The organism is Streptomyces zaomyceticus (genome assembly GCF_014656215.1).
Classification (GTDB): Bacteria; Actinomycetota; Actinomycetes; order Streptomycetales; family Streptomycetaceae; genus Streptomyces; species Streptomyces zaomyceticus.
In genome coordinates this window covers 17,950-37,269 of sequence record NZ_BNBZ01000013.1, presented here as the reverse complement: position 1 = coordinate 37,269, position 19,320 = coordinate 17,950, and the positions used below count along the sequence as shown (strand labels likewise).

17 protein-coding genes and 1 pseudogene are annotated in these 19,320 nt (G+C 73.3%); 7 read left to right on the top strand and 11 right to left on the bottom strand.

Annotated elements, in window-relative coordinates; genetic code table 11:
* Window positions 1-17: 17 nt before the first annotated feature.
* From IE311_RS18365 to IE311_RS18355, 3 genes and pseudogenes are all read left to right on the top strand, one after another.
* The gene (locus IE311_RS18365; protein ID WP_189832795.1) at window positions 18-1,070 is read left to right on the top strand and encodes an NAD(P)-dependent alcohol dehydrogenase; all 1,053 of its coding nucleotides are present in this window, start codon (window positions 18-20) and stop codon (window positions 1,068-1,070) included.
* Between the two features lie 74 nt (window positions 1,071-1,144).
* Window positions 1,145-1,369, top strand: a pseudogene (locus tag IE311_RS37220) (DUF1330 domain-containing protein); the annotation flags it as partial.
* Between the two features lie 273 nt (window positions 1,370-1,642).
* Window positions 1,643-3,961, top strand: a complete 2,319-nt coding sequence (locus IE311_RS18355) for an FG-GAP repeat domain-containing protein (protein ID WP_189832794.1) — start codon at window positions 1,643-1,645, stop codon at window positions 3,959-3,961.
* Between the two features lie 34 nt (window positions 3,962-3,995).
* On the opposite strand, the gene IE311_RS18350 is transcribed toward IE311_RS18355, so the two are convergent.
* The 3 genes from IE311_RS18350 to IE311_RS18340 form a co-directional block, all read right to left on the bottom strand.
* Window positions 3,996-4,697 carry a hypothetical protein gene (locus IE311_RS18350; RefSeq protein WP_189832793.1) on the bottom strand — a complete coding sequence of 234 codons (702 nt, stop codon included), beginning with the start codon at window positions 4,695-4,697 and terminating at the stop codon, window positions 3,996-3,998.
* 69 nt (window positions 4,698-4,766) lie between these two features.
* Window positions 4,767-5,429: a peptide-methionine (S)-S-oxide reductase MsrA gene (msrA, locus tag IE311_RS18345; RefSeq protein ID WP_189832792.1), complete on the bottom strand. Its 663-nt coding sequence runs from the start codon at window positions 5,427-5,429 to the stop codon at window positions 4,767-4,769.
* A gap of 200 nt (window positions 5,430-5,629) precedes the next feature.
* The gene (locus IE311_RS18340) at window positions 5,630-6,736 is read right to left on the bottom strand and encodes a hypothetical protein (RefSeq protein WP_189832791.1); all 1,107 of its coding nucleotides are present in this window, start codon (window positions 6,734-6,736) and stop codon (window positions 5,630-5,632) included.
* A gap of 71 nt (window positions 6,737-6,807) precedes the next feature.
* Here IE311_RS18340 and IE311_RS18335 point away from each other — a divergent pair, with 71 nt between their 5' ends.
* Window positions 6,808-7,962, top strand: coding sequence for a cystathionine gamma-synthase (locus IE311_RS18335; RefSeq protein ID WP_189832790.1), 1,155 nt, complete (start codon window positions 6,808-6,810; stop codon window positions 7,960-7,962).
* Between the two features lie 70 nt (window positions 7,963-8,032).
* Here IE311_RS18335 and IE311_RS18330 read toward each other — a convergent pair whose 3' ends face one another.
* From IE311_RS18330 to IE311_RS18315, 4 genes are all read right to left on the bottom strand, one after another.
* Entirely contained in the window at window positions 8,033-8,224 is a 192-nt protein-coding gene (locus IE311_RS18330; protein WP_189832789.1) for a DUF1059 domain-containing protein, read from the bottom strand.
* A gap of 100 nt (window positions 8,225-8,324) precedes the next feature.
* Complete coding sequence (locus IE311_RS18325; protein ID WP_189832788.1) at window positions 8,325-8,576, bottom strand: hypothetical protein; 252 nt, start codon at window positions 8,574-8,576, stop codon at window positions 8,325-8,327.
* A complete protein-coding gene (locus tag IE311_RS18320; protein WP_189832787.1) occupies window positions 8,573-9,052 on the bottom strand; it encodes a sigma factor-like helix-turn-helix DNA-binding protein in 480 nt (159 codons plus the stop codon). The genes IE311_RS18325 and IE311_RS18320 overlap by 4 nt, the downstream gene beginning before the upstream one ends.
* A 31-nt stretch (window positions 9,053-9,083) precedes the next feature.
* A complete protein-coding gene (locus IE311_RS18315; RefSeq protein ID WP_189832786.1) occupies window positions 9,084-9,629 on the bottom strand; it encodes a MarR family winged helix-turn-helix transcriptional regulator in 546 nt (181 codons plus the stop codon).
* Window positions 9,630-9,778: 149 nt separating this feature from the next.
* Between IE311_RS18315 and ilvA the strand changes: the two genes are divergently transcribed.
* Entirely contained in the window at window positions 9,779-11,008 is a 1,230-nt protein-coding gene (gene ilvA, locus IE311_RS18310; RefSeq protein WP_189832785.1) for a threonine ammonia-lyase, read from the top strand.
* 81 nt (window positions 11,009-11,089) lie between these two features.
* Here ilvA and IE311_RS18305 read toward each other — a convergent pair whose 3' ends face one another.
* The gene (locus IE311_RS18305) at window positions 11,090-11,659 is read right to left on the bottom strand and encodes a helix-turn-helix domain-containing protein (RefSeq protein ID WP_189832784.1); all 570 of its coding nucleotides are present in this window, start codon (window positions 11,657-11,659) and stop codon (window positions 11,090-11,092) included.
* A gap of 254 nt (window positions 11,660-11,913) precedes the next feature.
* Between IE311_RS18305 and IE311_RS18300 the strand changes: the two genes are divergently transcribed.
* Both IE311_RS18300 and IE311_RS18295 read left to right on the top strand, forming a co-directional pair.
* Complete coding sequence (locus IE311_RS18300; RefSeq protein ID WP_189832783.1) at window positions 11,914-12,945, top strand: ATP-binding cassette domain-containing protein; 1,032 nt, start codon at window positions 11,914-11,916, stop codon at window positions 12,943-12,945.
* The gene (locus IE311_RS18295; protein ID WP_189832782.1) at window positions 12,942-13,748 is read left to right on the top strand and encodes an ABC transporter permease; all 807 of its coding nucleotides are present in this window, start codon (window positions 12,942-12,944) and stop codon (window positions 13,746-13,748) included. Before IE311_RS18300 ends, IE311_RS18295 begins: the two co-directional genes overlap by 4 nt.
* A 25-nt stretch (window positions 13,749-13,773) precedes the next feature.
* On the opposite strand, the gene IE311_RS18290 is transcribed toward IE311_RS18295, so the two are convergent.
* The 3 genes from IE311_RS18290 to greA form a co-directional block, all read right to left on the bottom strand.
* Entirely contained in the window at window positions 13,774-16,101 is a 2,328-nt protein-coding gene (locus IE311_RS18290; RefSeq protein WP_189832781.1) for a protein kinase domain-containing protein, read from the bottom strand.
* Between the two features lie 4 nt (window positions 16,102-16,105).
* On the bottom strand, window positions 16,106-18,631 hold the full coding sequence (locus IE311_RS18285) for a protein kinase domain-containing protein (protein ID WP_229902004.1): 2,526 nt from the start codon (window positions 18,629-18,631) through the stop codon (window positions 16,106-16,108).
* Window positions 18,632-18,743: 112 nt separating this feature from the next.
* Window positions 18,744-19,241, bottom strand: coding sequence for a transcription elongation factor GreA (gene greA / locus IE311_RS18280; RefSeq protein ID WP_189832780.1), 498 nt, complete (start codon window positions 19,239-19,241; stop codon window positions 18,744-18,746).
* Window positions 19,242-19,320 lie beyond the last annotated feature (79 nt).

The following is a 19,320-nucleotide window of genomic DNA, read 5'->3' as shown; positions in this document are numbered from 1 at the left end:
TCCCGCAGGCTGGAGCCATGACCACGAACGTCAGCACCGTCCCCGCCTACGCCGCACCCGCCGCCAACGCCCCGCTGGAGCGCACCACCGTTCCGCGTCGACCCGTCGGCGAGCACGACGTCCTCATCGACATCAAGTACGCCGGCATCTGCCACTCCGACATCCACCAGGCGCGCGACGGCTGGGGCGAGGGCATCTTCCCGATGGTCCCGGGCCACGAGATCGCCGGAATCGTCGCCGAGGTCGGCCCCGGGGTGACCAGGTTCCAGGTCGGCGACCGGGTCGGCGTCGGCTGCTTCGTCGACTCCTGCCGGGAGTGCGAGTACTGCGCGCAGGGCCTGGAGCAGTACTGCACGCGCGGCATGACCGGCACGTACAACGCCCTCGACGAGAACGGCGAGCCCACCTACGGCGGCTACTCCAGCCACATCGTCGTCGACGAGAACTACACCCTCCGCATCCCCGAGGGCATCGACCTCGACGAGGCCGCCCCGCTGCTCTGCGCCGGCATCACCCTCTACTCCCCGCTCGCCCACTGGGGGGCCGGCCCCGGCAAGAAGGTCGCGATCGTCGGCCTCGGCGGCCTCGGCCACATGGGCGTCAAGATCGCCCACGCGATGGGCGCCGAGGTGACCGTCCTCAGCCAGTCGCTGAAGAAGCAGGAGGACGGCCTGAAGCTCGGCGCCGACCACTACTACGCCACCAGCGACCCGGCGACCTTCACCGAGCTCGCCGGCACCTTCGACCTGGTGGTCTCCACCGTCTCGGCGCCGCTGGACTTCAACGCGTACCTGGGCCTGGTCAGGACGGGCGGCGCGCTGGTCAACGTCGGCGCCCCCGAGGAGCCCGTCTCCCTGAGCCTCTTCTCCCTCATCGGCGGCCGCAAGACCCTCGCGGGCTCCATGATCGGCGGCATCGCCGAGACCCAGGAGATGCTCGACTTCTGCGCGGCCCACGGGCTGGGCGCGGAGATCGAGGTGATCCGCGGCGAGCAGATCAACGAGGCGTACGAGCGGGTGCTCGCCAGCGACGTGCGGTACCGCTTCGTGATCGACGCGTCGACGATCTGACGCCCGCGCACGAGGCCGGGGCACGGCCGGGCACGGCCGGGGCATGACCCGCGGGGTAATCGACCCCGTGGGTCATGCCCCGGCACTCTTGCGTCATGACCGCATACGCCATCGGAAACCTGCACCCGAAGCCCGTCCTCGACGAGGAGGTCTTCGTCTACATGGAGCGCATCCAGGCCACCCTGGACCCCTTCGGCGGCCGCTTCCTCGTCCACGGCGCACCCGCCCGTGAGGTCCCCGAGGGAGACTGGCCGGGCGCCGTCGTGATCATCGGCTTCCCGTCGTACGAGAACGCCCGCGCCTGGTACGACTCCGCCGACTACCAGGCCCTGATCCCGCTCCGCACCCGGCAACATGTCCGGCGACGTCCTCCTGATCGACGGCGTCGCCCCCGGCTACGACCCGGCCGCGACCGCCGCCGTGCTGCGCGCCGCGTCGGGCGGCGGCGCGGCCTGAGCCGGGCCCCCGGGAGACGTCACGGGCGGAGGCGTACAACCCTCCGGGCCGCCCGCGGGTCTCATCGAACGGCGAGCGCAGGATCGCACGCCGTTTCGATTCCCAGGGGGGAAGTCTTGAACTCCGCACGTCCGACCCGCCGCCGTGTCTCCGCCGCGGTCACCACCGTCCTCGCCGTCACCCTCGGCGCGGGCGGTCTCGCCCTCCCGGCCAACGCCGCCCCCGTGCCGACCGCCGGCACACCGGCCGCCGTCGCGGCGGATGCCGTGGCGAACACGCCGCTGCCCCTCCCGAAGGACGTGGGTATCGCGGCGGCCGGGAAGACCGGCTTCCTGACCTCATCCTCGTGGTGGGGGTCGGGGGAGTACCGGTGGATCCGGTACGCGGACGGCTCGACGACCGCCTTCGACGCCACGCGGGTCGACTCCACCGGGTCGGACGTGGTCGTGTCCGGGGACGGGGAGTACGAGATGAGCGCTTCCAAGATCGTGAAGCTCCACGACATGGCCACCGGCGGCACGACCGTCGCGATCGACCTCGGTGCGCTGAAGCTCGCCTATGCGAAGGGCGTGTCCCGGGACTCGGTCCTGGCCACGGCGACACGCGAGGACCGCACCGAGGAGGTGCGGCTCGTCACCCGTACCGGTGCCGCCGTCACGCAGAAGACGATCACCGGCATCCCCGCCGGGGCCCGGGGCGTGCAGTCCAGCGCCGCGCGCGACGGATCCGTCCTCGTCTCCTACTACGTGTGGGGCGAGGGAGACGAATCGTCCAAGGCCCATCTCTCGCTGGTGGACCTCGCCACCGCCTCGGTGACCTCCACCCACGAGACCGACTGGGGGGCCTACCGGCACCAGACATGGGGGTTCAGCGCGTTCTCCGACACCCACCTGGCCTGGACGACGTGGAAGGACGAAAGCCGGCAGGGAGTCGTCGTCGCGGACCGCGCCACCGGAGCGGAGACGCGGCTGGACCTGGGCCAGACGGAGTCGCCGCTCACGGGCGGCCTGCTGGGCTCGTGGGTGATGTACGCCAAGGCATCGAACCTCGAAGGGGACGGAATGGGCGGCAGCGGGGGGCCGCTGATCCCGCTCATGGCGAAGTCCCCGACCTCGGACGGAACGCTCAAGGTCCTCGACTACGCGCAGCGGGTCGTGCCCGGCCCCGACGGCACCCTGCTCGCGCGCGGCGGCACCCTCGACAGGGGCGAGGGCCTCTACCGGATCGCCCTCGGGGCGGACGGCAGGCCGGCGGCCGAACTGATCGCCTCCACCGGCGAGCCGACGAAACTCGTCTACCTCGGTACGAAGTTCCCGGGGACGCTCGACCTGGACACCGACCCGTTGCTCACGTGGCAGCTGTCCCGGAACAACGCCGACATCGACCTCACGCTCACCCATCGCCGGACCGGCAAGACCTTCACCACGTCGTTCGGGCTCTACACCGAGTCCGCGGGCAGTCCGTACCTCTGCCGGGACAACGTCGTTTGCATCTCCTGGTCCGAGATCGCCGCCGAGTCCCAGCTGGGCAAGGACGCCCACGTCGGCGACTACGACTGGTCCTTCAAGGCCACCCCGCAGAACGGCGTCGGCCCGGCCGTGGAGGCCACCGGATCGTTCTACGCCGTCAAGACCTCCGCCCCCCACGACATCAAGGACAACGGCACCCCCGACCTGCTGGCCCGCGACACCCAGGGCGTGCTGTGGCGGACCGACACCAGGTACGACACCGCGGGGAAGAGCCTCGTCGCGGACGGCGAGCGCATCCGGGTCGGGGGCGGCTGGCAGGCCTACGACCGGATCGAGGCCGTCGGCGACATCGTCTCCAAGGGCTCCGCCGACTTCGTCGCCCGCGACCGGGACGGCGTGCTCTGGATGTACGACGGGGCCGGTGTCGGCTTCAACGTGACGTTCCCGCCCCGGACGCGGATCGGCGGCGGCTGGAACACGTACACCCGGTTCACCGGCGGCAGCGACCTCACCGGCGACGGCCGCGCCGACCTCGTCGCCACCGACAAGGCCGGCGCCCTGTGGCTCTACAAGAGCACCGGAAGCCTCGACGCCCCCTTCGCCGCGCGGAAGAGGATCGGTCACGGCTGGGGCATCTACCACCAGATCACCGCCACCGGCAACATCGGCGGCGGCCCCGCCGGAGACCTCGTCGCCCGCGACAAGGCCGGCGTGCTCTGGCTCTACCTGGGCAAGGGCGACGGCACCTTCGCACCCCGCACCAGGATCGGCGGAGGCTGGAACGCCTACACCGACACCATCGGCGTCGGCGACGCGAACAAGGACGGCCGCCCCGACCTGCTCGCGTACGGCCCCGGCAACAGCGCGTACCTCTACACCGGTACGGGCGACTACAAGGCCCCGTTCGCGGGCCGCACGGCCACCGGGGTCCTGGGCGGGGGCACCCCGTACAACAACGTCTTCTGAGCGCGACCCGGTGGCCCCGTGCGCTCGCACGGGGCTACCGGGCGGGTGACACCTCCGCGGCGTAGCCGAGGAGGTCCGCGAAGCCCAGCCACTGGAAGAGGCGGTGGTTCAGCGCGGCGTGGCCCGGACGGACCTCGCCGCGGATGCCGGTGACGGTGTCGGACAGCTCGGCGCGTGCCGCCGCGTCGGGCAGCCCGAGCGCGGTGAGATAGGCCGTCCCACAGGCCTCCAGACGGCCGTGCAACTCCGTGAGCCGCGCGGCAGGACCCTCGGTCGCGAGGCCGTCGGTCGCGGGACCGCCGGTCAGGGGGATGCCGTCGGGCCGGGGGAGCCGCCCGAACGCCCGGTGGCGGTCCGCCACCGCGGCGACGAGCCCCAGCCGGGAGGGCGCCGTCCCGGTCGCGGTGGGCCAGTGGGGCCGCCACACCTGGGTGACGGGCGCGCCCCGGGGAGTCCGCAGACCGGCCGCCTTCTCCACGCGGCGGCGCGCCGCGAAGGACGCCCCCTCCGCGATCCGGACCGCACGGCTCGCCTCCAGGATGCCGAGCGCGCGCAGCAGGGCCCTGGAGTCCCTCCGGAGGTCCGGCGAGGGCAGTGCCGTCGCGGAGACATAGGCCCAGGTCGCGTGGAAGCCGAGCGGGCAGTACTCCGAGACGGCACAGCGCAGCGCGACGTGCCGACGGGCGGCGGGCGTCCCCTCGTCACGCACCCGTCGCGCGTACGTTCCGAAACTCACCTGCGGCCCACCCCACCACTCCCGCTGCCCCTCACTCCGTCACTCACCCGGCGACGTCCGGGCCCCGCGTCAGCCGTCGGCCTTCGCGACGCCGATCGGGCAGGAGACCCCCGTGCCGCCGATGCCGCAGTAGCCGCCCGGGTTCTTGTCCAGGTACTGCTGGTGGTACCCCTCGGCCGGATAGAAGGTGCGGCCCTCCGCCGGGAGGACCTCGGTGCTGATCGTGCCGTAGCCGGAGCCCGTCAGGACCTTCTGGTACGCCTCGCGGGAGGCGTCGACGGTCGCCGCCTGCGCGGGGGAGTGGGTGTAGACCGCCGAACGGTACTGGGTGCCCACGTCATTGCCCTGGCGGAAGCCCTGGGTCGGGTCGTGGGACTCCCAGAAGAGCTTCAGGAGGGACTCGTAAGAGACCTTCGACGGGTCGAACACGACCCGGACGGCCTCGGTGTGCCCGGTCAGGCCCGAGCAGACCTCCTCGTACGCCGGGTTCGGCGTGTAGCCGCCCTGGTAGCCGACGAGAGTGGTCCAGACGCCGTCGGTCTGCCAGAACTTGCGCTCGGCGCCCCAGAAACAGCCGAGGGCGAAGTCGGCGACCTCCAGGCCCTCCGGGTACGGGCCGAGGAGCGGGTTGCCCAGGACCGTGTGACGCTCGGGAACGGCGAACTCCGGCTCGGGACGGCCGCGCAGGGCCTGCTCGGGGGTGGGGAGGACGGGGGTGCGGGACAGGAACATGCTGCATCTCTCCTCGACGGTCGGCAGTGGTCACAACGCCGACGGGCGGGGAGGGATTCCCCGAAGGAAACCTTCGGGGTCCCTCCCCGCCCGCCGGGGAAGCCGTGCGCACCGGAGAGGCCCGCGCGCGGGAGCGACCTCGTGCGTGGGAGCGCCCCCGTGCGTGGGAGCGACGCGCACCGCGGCCGTCCGCCGCGCCGTCAGTGCGGCAGCGTCGCCGGGTTGCCGCCGTTCGCCTCGTACCCCGCCACCGCCAGGTTCCGGAAGACCGTGAACTCCGCCGCGGGGTCCCCGCTCAGCGTCCACGGCACCGCGCCCACGTGCCCGTCGACCTTCACCAGCTGGTGCATGGCCTCCGCCCAGCGCTCACCCCGCACCAGGAACCAGACGAGCAGATGGCGGACGTGCGCCAGCATCGGATCGTCGGCACGGGCCGAGTGCACCGAGTACAGCGCGCCGTCCATCGCCTTGGACACCACCGCCGTGCGGAAGAAGTCCTGCACGAGCACCACGTCCGGCACGTGCTCGTACACCGCGAACAGCGGCAGCGCCGCCAGCAGCGAACCCCGCGGGGCGCGCGCCGCGGCCGTCGTCGCGAAGTGGTCGGCCTCCTCGCGCGAACCGTGCCACTTCTCGCACCAGTAGTGCAGGGCCGCCAGATGCGCACCCATGTGCTGCGGCGCCCGGTCGATGACCCGCGCCCAGACCTGGTCGAACTCCTCGTGGCTGTACCCCAGACCGCGGGCCACGGCCAGCTGCGTGATGTACGGGACCGGGTCGCCGGGGGCGAGCAGCGCCGCCTCCTCGGTGACCTTCCGCGCCTCCTCCAGGATGATCCGGAAGTCCTCGGTCCCCGCCGCCGAGGAGCGCCAGGCCTGCTGCACCAGGAACTCGGCGTGCACGGCCGCGCCGCCCGCGTCCTTCGGAGCCTCCGCACGCCAGGTCCGCAGCCACGCGCCGCCGACACCCGGCCGCTCCTGGAGTTCCAGCGACGCGGCACCCGCGAAGGCCTGGACGCGCTGCCAGCGCACCTCGCCCTCCTTGTCGGTGGCGGCCAGCAGCCGGGAGGCCGCCCGCCAGTCCTGGGTGGCCTGGACGACGTCGAGGACGTGGAGAAGCTCGTCGTCCGAGCCCGGGAGCCGTACGTCCTGGTCCTCCTGGCGGACGAATCCGTACGCCTCCGGATCCGCCGCGTCCGGAGCGCCGGGCGCGACCTGACGGATCCCGCCGCCGCGGCGGCGCAGCAGATAGGGGCCGAGGACACCGAACAACAGCCCCAGCGCGATGAGGAACCAGAGAATCTCCATGCGTCCATTGTCCAGGACGGCGCGTGAGACGATCGAGGCGCCGGCGGGTGGTCGGGACTACGCTCCTGACCATGAGCGACCAGCACTCCCATCAGAACTTCGAGACCCGCGCGATCCATGCGGGCAACACCGCCGACCCGCTGACCGGCGCGGTCGTCCCGCCCATCTACCAGGTGTCCACCTACAAGCAGGACGGCGTGGGCGGGCTGCGCGGCGGTTACGAGTACAGCCGCAGCGCCAACCCCACCCGAACGGCGCTCGAGGAGAACCTGGCGGCCCTGGAGGGCGGCCGGCGCGGCCTGGCCTTCGCCTCCGGCCTGGCCGCCGAGGACTGCCTGCTGCGCACCCTCCTCTCGCCCGGCGACCACGTGGTCATCCCGAACGACGCCTACGGCGGCACCTTCCGGCTCTTCGCCAAGGTCGTGCAGCGCTGGGGCGTGGACTTCTCGGTGGCGAACACCTCCGACATCGCCGCGGTGCGGGCCGCCGTCAACGACCGCACCAAGCTGATCTGGGTCGAGACCCCGTCGAACCCGCTCCTCGGCATCACCGACATCGAGGCGATCGCGGGCGTCGCCCGCCACGCCGGCGTCAAGCTCGTCGTCGACAACACCTTCGCCTCGCCGTACCTCCAGCAGCCGCTGGCGCTCGGCGCGGACGTCGTCGTGCACTCGCTCACCAAGTACATGGGCGGCCACTCCGACGTCGTCGGCGGCGCCCTGGTGACGGCCGACGAGGCGCTCGGCGAGGAGCTCGCCTACCACCAGAACGCGATGGGCGCGATCGCCGGTCCCTTCGACTCGTGGATCGTGCTGCGGGGCATCAAGACCCTCGCCGTCCGCATGGACCGCCACAGCGAGAACGCCGAGAAGATCGTCGAGATGCTGACCCAGCACCCGAAGGTCACCCAGGTCCTCTACCCGGGTCTCCCGGAGCACCCGGGCCACGAGATCGCGGCCAAGCAGATGCGTTCCTTCGGCGGCATGATCTCCTTCCGCGTGCAGGGCGGCGAGGAGGCGGCCGTCGAGGTCTGCAACCGCGCGCAGCTCTTCACCCTCGGTGAGTCGCTGGGCGGCGTCGAGTCCCTCATCGAGCACCCGGGCCGGATGACCCACGCGAGCGTCGCGGGCTCCGCCCTGGAGGTCCCGGCCGACCTCGTCCGTCTCTCGGTGGGCATCGAGAACGTCGACGACCTGCTCGCGGACCTGCGCCAGGCGCTGGGCTAGTCGTGGATACGGCCTGCCGGGTGCCCCGTCGGGGGCGCCCGGCGGCCGATTCCTGACGCGCGTACCCGCGTCAGGCGGGGACCTTCTCGTCCTCCAGGCTCGCGCGGACCTCCGCCCGCAGCTCCGGGGTGTCCTCGTGGCCGTGGACCGAGACCGCGTGCTCGGTCGCGGCCAGCACCACTTCCTCCTCCTCACCGCTGATGGTGAGGGTGCAGTTCATGACGCTCGGCGTGTTGCGGCAGTCTGCGACTTTCCTGGTCATCACAGCCTCAGCCTCCTCGGCACGGTAGACGTGCCGTCCCTTCCAGGCTAGGCCCGTCCCCGCGGGCCTTCGAGTCGTGCGTCACCGGCCGAGCCCCGCGTCACCAGCCATCGAGCGGCGGTGTCGTCTCCGCCGGCGGGACCTCCCAGGGCCGGGCCACGGACGCCCAGGCGAAGAAGACGGCCACGGCGATCACGCCGAGGACCCACAGCGCCCGCCGCACCCGCCGGGCACGGTGCAGCCGCCGGGACCCGCGCTCGGCCGCCCGCCGCGCGAGATCGCCGGGGACCGGCGGGTGCGGGGTGTCGAGCAGCCGCCGGACCGCCGCCTCCTTGTCCTCGTGCCGGGTCACGCGGCCCGCCCCCGTGCCGTGCCGTCGCTCCGCGCGGCGGCCCTGAGCGCGGCGACCGACCGGGCGCAGACGGCGCGGACGCGCGCCACCGGCAGTCCGAGCAGTGCCGCGGCCTGCTCCTCGGCGACTCCCTCGTACAGCCGGAGGACGAGGACGAGCCGTTCCTGCGGGTGGAGCGCGGAGAGCACCCCGCCCCGGCCGCCGTGGTGCCGCCAGGCGGTGCGGGCGAAACGGCCGACGAGCTCGCGCCGGGCGAGCTCGTACGGATCCTCGTCGGGCGACCGGCCCCAGAGCGCGTAGGTGTGGGCGAGGGCGGCGGTCAGCAGGGCCTGGGCGTGCGGATTGCGGGTGCGGGTCTCGGCGGTGAGCAGGGTCGCGGTGTGCAGCAGCCGACCCGCCGCCCCGGCCACGAACGCGTCGAACTCCCGGGCGCGGTAGGTGCGTTCGGCTCCGTGTCCGCTCCGCTGCTCTCCCACGTCCTCATATGAGGACAGCGGGGGAGCGGGGTCAAGAGGTCGGAGCGGACTCGGTTCCCGTCGCGGTCCCGGACTCCGGCGCCGCACCCGGCTGACCCGTGTGCGCCGACTGCCGTACGGACAGGGCGGTGTTGAAGCGGGTCAGCAGGGTGCAGAAGGACTCCCGCTCGTCCGGTGTCCAGCCCTCCGTGACCTCCACCATCAGCTGGCGGCGCGAGGAACGGACCTCCTCCAGGCGGGCCAGGCCGCGCGGCGACAGCTGGAGGACGACCGCGCGCCCGTCCTCCGGGTGCGAGGTGCGCTTCACCAGGCCGGTGTCGACGAGCGGCGCGACCTGCCGGGTGACGGTCGACGAGTCGATGCCCATGCCCGCCGCGAGCGCCTTGACGCCCATCGGACCTTCCTGGTCAAGGCGGTTGAGCAGGAGGTAGGCGGCCCGGTCCATCGAGTTGCGGAGCTGGCCCGTGCCGCCGAGGCGCGTCTGCTCGGCCCGGCGGGCGAAGACGGCCACCTGGTGCTGGAGGGCATCGAGGAGACCGGGGTCGAACTCAGTCGTCATGTCCTGAGATGTGGGCATGGCTGTGGGTCTCTCTCGTGCGGGGGTGGTCGGTTGGTGGGGGACAGAGTACGCGGCCCCGGGTGGGTCCGTACCGGGGCTGCGCAAAGACGCTGGGACACCTCTCCGCCGGGCGGCCACCAGGGCCGTGAGCTGGGAGACTTGCTGTCATGAGCTTCCGTACGCCAGACCCCTTGCACCGGCTGATGCTCGACGATGTGCGCGGGGCGCAGAAGATGCTGTCGGGGGTGGCCCGGATGACGGCGATGGAGGGCAGCCGCCATCTGTCCTCGCTGGTGGGGGCGCCGGTGCACCTCAAATGCGAGAACCTCCAGCGGACCGGTTCCTTCAAGCTGCGCGGGGCGTACGTGCGGATCGCGGGGCTGCGGCCCGAGGAGCGGGCCGCCGGGGTCGTCGCGGCCTCCGCGGGCAACCACGCGCAGGGCGTCGCGCTCGCCTCGAAACTCCTCGGAGTGCGCGCGACCGTCTTCATGCCCGTCGGGGCCCCGCTGCCGAAGGTCGCGGCGACCCGGGAGTACGGCGCCGACGTCCGGATGCACGGCCATGTCGTGGACGAGACGCTGGCGGCGGCCGAGCGGTACGCGCGGGAGACCGGGGCCGTGTTCATCCACCCCTTCGACCACCCCGACATCATCGTCGGGCAGGGCACGGTGGGCCTGGAGATCCTGGAGCAGTGCCCGGAGGTCCGGACGATCCTCGTCGGCGTCGGCGGCGGCGGTCTCGCGGCCGGCATCGGACTCGCGGTGAAGTCGGTGCGCCCCGACGTGAAGGTGATCGGCGTGCAGGCCGAGGGCGCGGCCGCCTACCCGCCGTCGCTGGCCGCCGGGCATCCCGTGGTGGTGGAGTCGCCGGTGACGATGGCGGACGGCATCAAGGTGGGACGGCCGGGCGACGTCCCGTTCGCCCTGATCCAGGAGTACGTCGACGAGGTCCGTACGGTCTCCGAGGACGCGCTCTCCTCGGCGCTGCTGCTCTGCCTCGAACGCGCGAAGCTGGTCGTCGAACCGGCGGGCGCCAGCCCGGTCGCGGCCCTGCTCAGCGACCCCGAGGCCTTCCGGGGGCCGGTGGTGGCGGTCCTCTCCGGCGGGAACGTCGACCCGCTGCTGCTCCAGCGCATCCTGCGGCACGGCATGGCCGCCGGGGGCCGCTATCTGAGCCTGCGGCTGCGGGTCACGGACCGGCCGGGGGCCCTCGCGACCCTGCTCGCGGTGCTCACGGTGGCCGACGCGAACGTCCTCGACGTGAGCCATGTGCGGACCGACCCGAGGCTCGGCCTGACCGAGGCGGAGGTCGAACTGCACCTGGAGACGAAGGGCCCGGAGCACTGCCGCGAGGTGGCGGACGCGCTGCGGGACGCCGGGTACACCGTCCTCGGCTGACGTGCCCCGGCCGGCCGGCGGGCCGGTCCGCGGTCCCGGCCGGCGGCCCGCGGTCGAGCCCCGAGCCGCCCCCAGGTCGTCTCAGAGGCCGTGACGGAGCCGGGATTCGCGGGCGAGCAGGGTCACCAGGCCGCCGGCGAGCGCACCGGCCGTGAGGAGCGCGAGGGACCGGACGACGGGCCGGGCGACGGGCCCGGCGCCGGTGGGCCCGGCGCCGGTGGGCCCGGCGCCGGTGGGGGCGGCGCCGGTGGGGGCGGCGCCGGTGGGGGCGGCGCCGGTGGGGGCGGCTCCGACGGGCCCGCCCCCCGGCCGCGCGGCGGGCGCGCCTCCCGTCCGCCCGGCCGACTCATGGGCGAGGGACCGCTCAAGACGGATCAGGAGCGGCCGCGGGTCCTGCCCGGAGGCCGCCGCGAACTGCTCGACCGCGATCCTGGTCGGCAGCTGCTTCTGGTTCAGGAACCGCTCCCAGGAGGAGCGGCTGTAATGGGTGCGCTGGGCGAGCTGACCGTAACTGAGCTCCATGACGTCCTTGATCCGCCGCATCTCGGCGGCGAGCTCCGCCGAGGGTGTCGCCCCCCGGCTCCCGTGACCGGCGCAGCCCTCGCCCGTCCCGCCCGCTCCACCCCTCGTCCCGACCCCGTCGATCGCCATCCCCGGTTCCCCCGATTCCGTCGTGCTCCGTGCCGGGTCACCAGCCTCGCCCGCCGCACCAACGGTCTTCCAACGTCCCGCCAACGTCGTCCCGCCCCGTCCCGGGAACGCCCCGGAGACGACCGGGGCGATGAACACCCACGGCTGCGACCGGGCCAAGATCATGTGGCGCAGCTCACACATTCACTGGGCGGGGACCGCCCCGCAAACCTAGGATCGGTGGGAAACGCCCGAATCTCCCCGGGAGAACCCACATGCCAGGCGCGATCTATGCCGAAGGTCTGGTGAAGACCTTCGGCGACGTACGAGCTCTGGACGGCGTGGACCTCGACGTGCCCGAGGGCACGGTCCTGGGTCTGCTCGGACCGAACGGCGCGGGGAAGACGACCGCCGTGCGCGTGCTGACCACCCTCCTCCAACCCGACAGCGGCCGGGCCGTCGTCGCCGGGATCGACGTCCTCAAGGACCCCGACGAGGTGCGCCGCAGGATCGGACTCTCCGGCCAGTTCGCCGCCGTCGACGAGTACCTCACCGGCCGCGAGAACCTGCAGATGGTCGGGCAGCTCTACCAGATGAGGGCGAAGGACGCGAAGGTGCGGGCCGACGAGCTCCTGGAGCGCTTCAACCTCGCCGACGCCGCCGACCGCACGGCGAAGACGTACTCCGGAGGCATGCGCCGCCGCCTCGACCTCGCGGCCGCCCTCGTCGTGTCCCCGCCGGTCATGTTCATGGACGAGCCGACCACCGGCCTCGACCCCCGCAACCGGCAGGGCCTGTGGGAGGTCATCAAGGAGCTCGTCGCGGGCGGTACGACCCTCCTCCTCACCACCCAGTACCTGGAGGAGGCCGACCACCTCGCCCACGACATCTGCGTCGTCGACCACGGCAAGGTCATCGCCCGCGGCACCGCCGACCAGCTCAAGGCCCAGACGGGCGGGGAGCGGGTCGAGGTCGTCGTCCACGAGGCGGGGATGATCGGCGACGCCCGTGACGTCCTCGGCCGCTACGGCATCGCGGGCATCGGTCACGGCGAGGTCTCCGTCGAACAGCACACCCGCAAGCTCACCGTCCCCGTCGCCGGTGGCGCCAAGCTGCTCGCCGAGGTCATCCGCGACCTGGACGCGGTCGGCGTCGAGATCGACGACATCGGACTGCGCCGCCCCACTCTCGACGACGTGTTCATCTCCCTCACCGGCCACGCGGCCGAGCGGGCGGAGGAGGAGAACGGGGAGTCGGCGGTGAAGGGCGACCGGGACCGCAAGCGCGCGAAGGAGGCGGCGAAGTGAGCAACACCAGCGACTCCCTGGTCATCGCCCGGCGGAATTTGATCCGTATGACCCGAATTCCCGAAATGATCCTTTTCGGGTTGATCCAGCCGGTGATGTTCGTGATCCTCTTCACGTACGTCTTCGGCGGCTCGATGAGCGTCGACGGCAGCACCTCCCCGGACGTCTACAAGAACTTCCTGATGGCCGGCATCTTCGCGCAGACCGTCACCTTCGCCACGGCGGGCGCGGGCGCGGGCATCGCCGACGACATGCACAAGGGCCTCATCGACCGGTTCCGGTCCCTGCCCATGGCCCGGGGCGCGGTCCTCACGGGCCGAACCCTGGCCGACCTCGTGCAGACCGCGCTGACGCTGACCGTGCTCGCTGTGGTCGCGCTGATCATCGGCTGGCGGCCCGGTTACGCGGCGCCGACCAACTTCGGGAAGGTCATGGCCGGCTTCGCCCTGCTCCTCCTCCTCGGCTATGCCTTCACCTGGATCGGCGCCCTGATCGGCCTCTCGGTCCGCACCCCGGAGGCCGCGACGTCGGGCGGCCTGATCTGGCTCTTCCCGGTGACCTTCATCTCGAACGCCTTCGTGGACACCAGCAACCTGCCGGGCTGGCTCCAGCCCGTCGCGGAGTGGAACCCGTTCAGCGCCACCGTCCAGGCCTGCCGCAAACTCTTCGGCGATCCGGGCCTGTCCCCGTCCGACGCCTGGCCGATGCAGTACCCGGTGTGGGCGTCGCTGATCTACTCCGTCCTGATCGTCGCCATCTTCCGGACCCTGTCCGTCCGCAAGTACCGGCGGGCGAACGGCTGACCATCGCTCCGCGCACCCGGAGCCGTCAGGGCAGATACCCGGAGACGACGAGGCCGTCGGGGAGGGCGAGGAAGACCGCCCCTCCGGCGGCCAGCGCGTCTCCGGTGGCCTGCGCGTCGAAGTCGTCCGGGAGGTTGGCCTCGAAGCGCTCCTCGCCGGAGGGTTCGGCCGCGGCGACGGAGACCACTTCTCCCTTCCCCACCGTGATCACCCGGTCGCCCGCGAAGTAGATCCGCTGCGGGTCGCCCTCGGTCATCATCGGCGTCATCGACCAGTCCTCCTTGCCGGTCCGCAGGTCGTAGGTGGTCACGGTCTGCCCGTTCGTCACCGCCACCAGACCGTCCGCGTTCACGGCGGGGCCCGCCGTCACCCCCGCGCCGAGGGACCGCCGCAGCTTCAGCGTCCCCGCGTCGAGCACGGCCACCGAGCCGTCCGGGGTGCCCGAGCAGAGCACGCTGCCGCTCTTCTCGTGCACGGTGACCTCCTGGCAGCCCTCCGCCCCGCGCACCGCCGTCTTCCCGGTCCGCGCGTCGAGCGCCACCGGCACGGTCCCGACGGGGACGTACACCCGGCCGCCCGCCGCCACCGGCTGCTCGGGGAAGCCGTCGAGCGGTGCCTTCCACAGCACGCTGCCCACGTCCTTCCCGCTCCCGCCGAGCTTCACCGCCGTCACGAGGCCTCCGCCCGCCCCGCCGTCGCCCTCGGTGGACGCCGTGTTCACGTACGCGGTGTGGAGGACGCCGTCGGCCAGGTCGGAGCCCTTCACCGCCCACGCGGCGCCGGGACCCGGGAGGGTGCCCTCCTTCCGGCCGTCCTGAAGGCCGTACGCGACGGTCCCCGAGGCCTCCGCGACGTACACCCGGTCGCCGACGACCGCCGGGTACTGCGGTGTGGACCGCAGCCCCTCGGCGTTGGTGCGCGCCCGGACCGACCACAGCACGTGGCCGTCCGCCGCGCTCAGCCCCACCAGCGCGCCGCCGGAGCCCGCGCAGACCAGCACCTTCGGGGAGAGGGAGCAGGCGCCGTCGGTGGCCTCCGTCCGCACCATCCAGGGCGACCAGCCCGCCGGGCGGTGCCCCCGGTCCGTCGCCGCCGCGCCGAAGTCGTTGGTACGGCCCTTCCCGCCGTACGGCAGGACGACCTGGCTCAGGGTCGCCGGGCCGGTGTTCCCGGTACCGGTCGCACCGGGGGAGGAGCTGTTCGAGACCGAGGGTCCCGCCGTCCCGCCGCCGTCCCCGCCGTCCCGGTTCACCAGGACCACGCCGGCCGTGGCCGCGACGGCGACGGCCACCGCACCGGCCACGACCGCGCCCCAGCGGCGCCGACGCGGCTCCACGGGGTCCGCCGGCGGTGTCACCGGACGGTTCGGGACGGCCGTCGGGGAGTACGGCACCACCGGGCCGAGGGTCGGCAGGTCCGCCACGCCCGCGCCCGAGGCGGCCGCCTCACCGGCCGTCCGCGCCGCCTCCCCGTACTCGGCGAGCAGCGACAGCACCCCGCCGGGCCAGGGGAAGACCTCGGGGGCCGCCCCGGCACCGAGGAGCGCCACCACCTCCGCCGCCGTCGGCCGCTCGGCCGGGTCGAGCCGCAGGCAGCGCTCCACCACCGGCCGCAGCTCCTCCGCCACGCCGGTCAGGTCGGCGTCCGCCCGGATGATCCGGTAGACCACCGCGGCCATCTCGTCGTCCTGGAAGGGCCCCCGGCCGCTCGCCGCGAACGCGAGGACCGCGCCCAGGCAGAACACGTCCGACGCGGGCACCACCGCGCGGCTGCCCGCCAGGTGCTCCGGCGACATGAACCCCGGGGAGCCCACGACCAGACCGGTCGAGGTGAGCGCCGTCGCCTCGAAGGCCTGCGCGATGCCGAAGTCGATCAGCTTGGGCCCGGCGGCGCCCAGGAGAACGTTCGCGGGCTTGAGGTCCCGGTGCAGCACCTCCACCCGGTGGACGTCCGCGAGCGCCCGCGCGAGCGCGACCCCCAGGGCCCGTACCGTCGCGGCGGGCAGCGCCCCGGACCGTACGACGGCCTCGGCGAGCGAGGGGCCCGGCACGTACTCCGTCGCCAGCCACGGCGAGGCCGCGTCGGCGTCCGCGTCCACGAGCCGCGCCACGCCCGGCCCGTCGACCGTCCGGGCCGCCGCGATCTCCCGCCGGAACCGGGTCCGGAAGTCCCCGTCGACCTCCAGATCGCTCCGTACGGTCTTCACCGCGACCATCCGGTACGGATCGGCCGTCGGCGCGTCCGCCCGGCAGGCGAGATGGACCTCGCCCATGCCGCCGGCGCCGAGCCGGGCGAGCAGCCGGTAGGGGCCGACGAGCTGCGGGGGCCGGCCCGGGGGCAGGGCTTCCAGCACGGGACTACTCCTTCTCGCCGGGCAGGGCGACGGAGACGACCGCGCCCTTGTCGAAGACGACGTACGCGATGCCGCCCACCGGCAGCACCTCCGGCTCCCGGATCTGCCGGGAGACGATGTTGCCGTAGTTCGGGTCGTACTCCTCCTCCTCGGCGCGCGGACCGGGGGCGCCCGGCACCGGCGTGACCTTCAGGCCTCCTCCCGGCCTGCCGTCGGCGCCGAGCCGCACCGTGTAGAGCGCGGAGTAGTCGGCGTACACGACCTGCTCGCCGGCGAGCAGAGGCGACGACCATTTCTGGGCCAGACCGGACGGAGCCCGCTCGGCCGGGAACGAGGCGAGGGTCCCACCGGTGCGTGGGTCGAGGATCCGCAGGCCCCCGTCGAAGGCCACGACGGTCCGCGGTCCGACCGCCGAGGGTGCCGCCGTGCCGAGGTCGCCGGGCAGCGACGCCTTCGAGGCGAGAGTGCGGGCGTCGAGCAGGTGCAGGGCCGTGTCGGTGTCGCTGCCCGACCCGGCTCCGGCGCAGTACGCCGACGCACCGAGCACCTTGATGTCCCAGCAGTCCTTGGCGTCGGCTTCGACCTGCCCGAGCTGGGTGCCGTTCCTGCCGTCGTACGCCACGAGACCGCCCTGGCTGAGGGCGTAGACGACGCCCTTGGCGTAGGCGACGGGCTCGTACGCCCGGCGCTCGGCGAGGGAGGTCTCGCCGTTGGTGAGCTCCTCCGACCACAGCTCGCGTCCGTCGGCCAGGGAGAACGCCGTCAGCGCGGCCCGCACGTTCAGGGCGTCCTCCGCCACGTTCGTCGCCGCGAAGACGATCCCGTCGGCGACGACGGGCCGGGTGGCCCAGAGGCCCTGCGGGCCCACGGCCGGCTTCTGCCAGCGGACGGCCCCTGTACGCGCGTCCCGGACCTGGAGGGAGCCGTCGGCGACGAGGACCGCGCTGCCGTCGTGGACCGTGGGAGCCGTGGCGCTCCCGGCCGTGAAGGGGAACCCCGTGCCGCTGACGTAGGTCTCGTCGGGGGTGTCCTTGGCGGCCGGGATGTCCCACAGCTGCTTGCCGCTCGCCGGGTCCAGCGCCTCGTAGCGCCCGTTCGTGGTCCGGCAGACCAGCACCTTCTCGCCGGCCGAGCAGCCGAGCGCCGGGGCTTTGAGCTTCGCCTGCCAGGGCTTCCAGCCGGCCGGCCGCTGGGCCGCGTTCTGCGGGACGACACCGGAGGAGTCGGCGAGGCCCCGGCTGTCGACGCCCGGGATCCGGGGTGCCACCGGCGCGGCGGGCGGCGCGGCCTTCGGGGGCTGCGGCTTCCCCGGCCCGCCCTCCGGCCACAGCAGATACGTGCCGACTCCACCGGCGACGACCGCCGACGCCACGAGGGCCGCGACCAGCCGTCGCCTGCGGGCGCGCGGGGGAGCGACGGGCGCCTCCGGGGCCGACACCGGTGCCTGCGTCGGTACGGAGTGCAGCCCGGGCACCGCCGGGTTCACCACGGGCCCCCGGGGGTCGTCCGCCGGCGCGGCCTCCAGGAGCGGCCCGCCGGAGGCGACGAGCTGGGCGAGGGCCGTGCCGTACTCGCCGATGTGGTCCCGTACCGGCCCGGGCCACGGGAAGACCTTCGGCGTGCCGCCGCCGAGAAGTTCCGCGAGCTCCTCCGGCGTCGGCCGGTCCGCCGGGTCCAGGGCCAGACAGGCGGCGACGGTGTCGCGCAGCTCCGCCGGGACCCGGGCGAGGTCCGCCTCCGCCTGGGAGACCCGGTACAGGACGGCGGCGAGCGGCCCGTCGCCGAAGGGGTCCTCGCCGGTCGCCGCGTAGCAGAGCAGCGAGCCGAGGCAGAAGACGTCGGACGCGGCGGTCACCCGCCGGGCGCCGGCGACGTGCTCGGGGGACATGAAGGAGGGCGTGCCGACCATCAGACCGGTGGCGGTCATGGTGGTGGCCGTGTTGCTGCGGGCGATGCCGAAGTCGATGAGGCGGGGCCCGTCGACGGAGAGCATGACGTTGCCCGGCTTGAGGTCCCGGTGCAGGACCCCGGCCCGGTGCAGGTCGGCGAGGGCGCGGGCGACGGCGGTGCCGAGCGCGCGGACGCCGGCGACGGGCAGGGCGCCGCCGCGCCGCACGGCCTGGGAGAGGCTGGGCCCGGGGACGTACGCGGTGGCCAGCCAGGGCACCTCGGCGTCGGCGTCGCCGCCGAGCGGGGCGGCGGCGTACGCGCTGTCGACGAGCGCGGCGACCCGTATCTCCCGGCGGAAGCGGTCCCGGAAGGCGGGGTCTCCGGCGACGTCCCGCCGCACGGTCTTCACGGCGACGAAGGTTCCGGGCGGGGGAGCACCGGAGGAGCCGACGTCCCCGGCCGCGGGGCCGCCGGCCGCCGAGCCGTCCGCCGCCGCGGAGCCGTCCCCGGACACGGAGCCGGCCGCGGCCCGCCCGAGGAACACCTCGCCCATCCCGCCCGCCCCGAGCCGGGCGAGCACCTCGTACGGTCCTATCCGGCGCGGCGCGCCCTCGCGCAGTGGTCCCAGCACTTCGCCCATCCCCCTTGTGACGCGGTGTCAGGCGGCATCATGCCTCATCACCCCAGGACATGTGCATGCAGCATGAAGGGCCGGCCCCGACGGGGCCGGCCCTTCATGGAAAACAGGTGCCTCAGGCGGTGTACGGCTTCGCGCTGAGGATCTTCACCGTGGCCTTCTTGCCGTTCGGCAGCTCGTACTGCGCGTCGTCACCGGCCTTCTTGCCGTTGACGCCGACGCCGAGCGGCGACTGCGGCGAGTAGGTCTCGATGTCTCCGCTCGCGTACTCGCGGGAGGCGAGCAGGAAGGTCATCGTGTCGTTCTCGTCGCCGTCGAAGGCGATCGTGACGACCATGCCGGGCTCGACGACACCGTCGTCCGCCGGGGCCTCGCCGACCTTGGCGTGCTCGAGGAGCTGGGTCAGCTGCCGGATGCGGAGCTCCTGCTTGCCCTGCTCCTCCTTGGCCGCGTGGTACCCGCCGTTCTCGCGCAGGTCCCCCTCTTCACGGGCGGCGGCGATCTTGATGGTGATCTCCGTGCGCGCGGGACCAGACAGGTACTCAAGCTCGTCCTTGAGCTTGTTGTACGCCTCCTGGGTGAGCCAGGTGACGTTGTCGCTGGTCTGGGTCACAGGTGCTCCTCGTAGGTACTGGGAATACAAAGCATCGCCCTACACGGGAAAGCTCTGCTGTCCCGGGTGGGCGAAACCA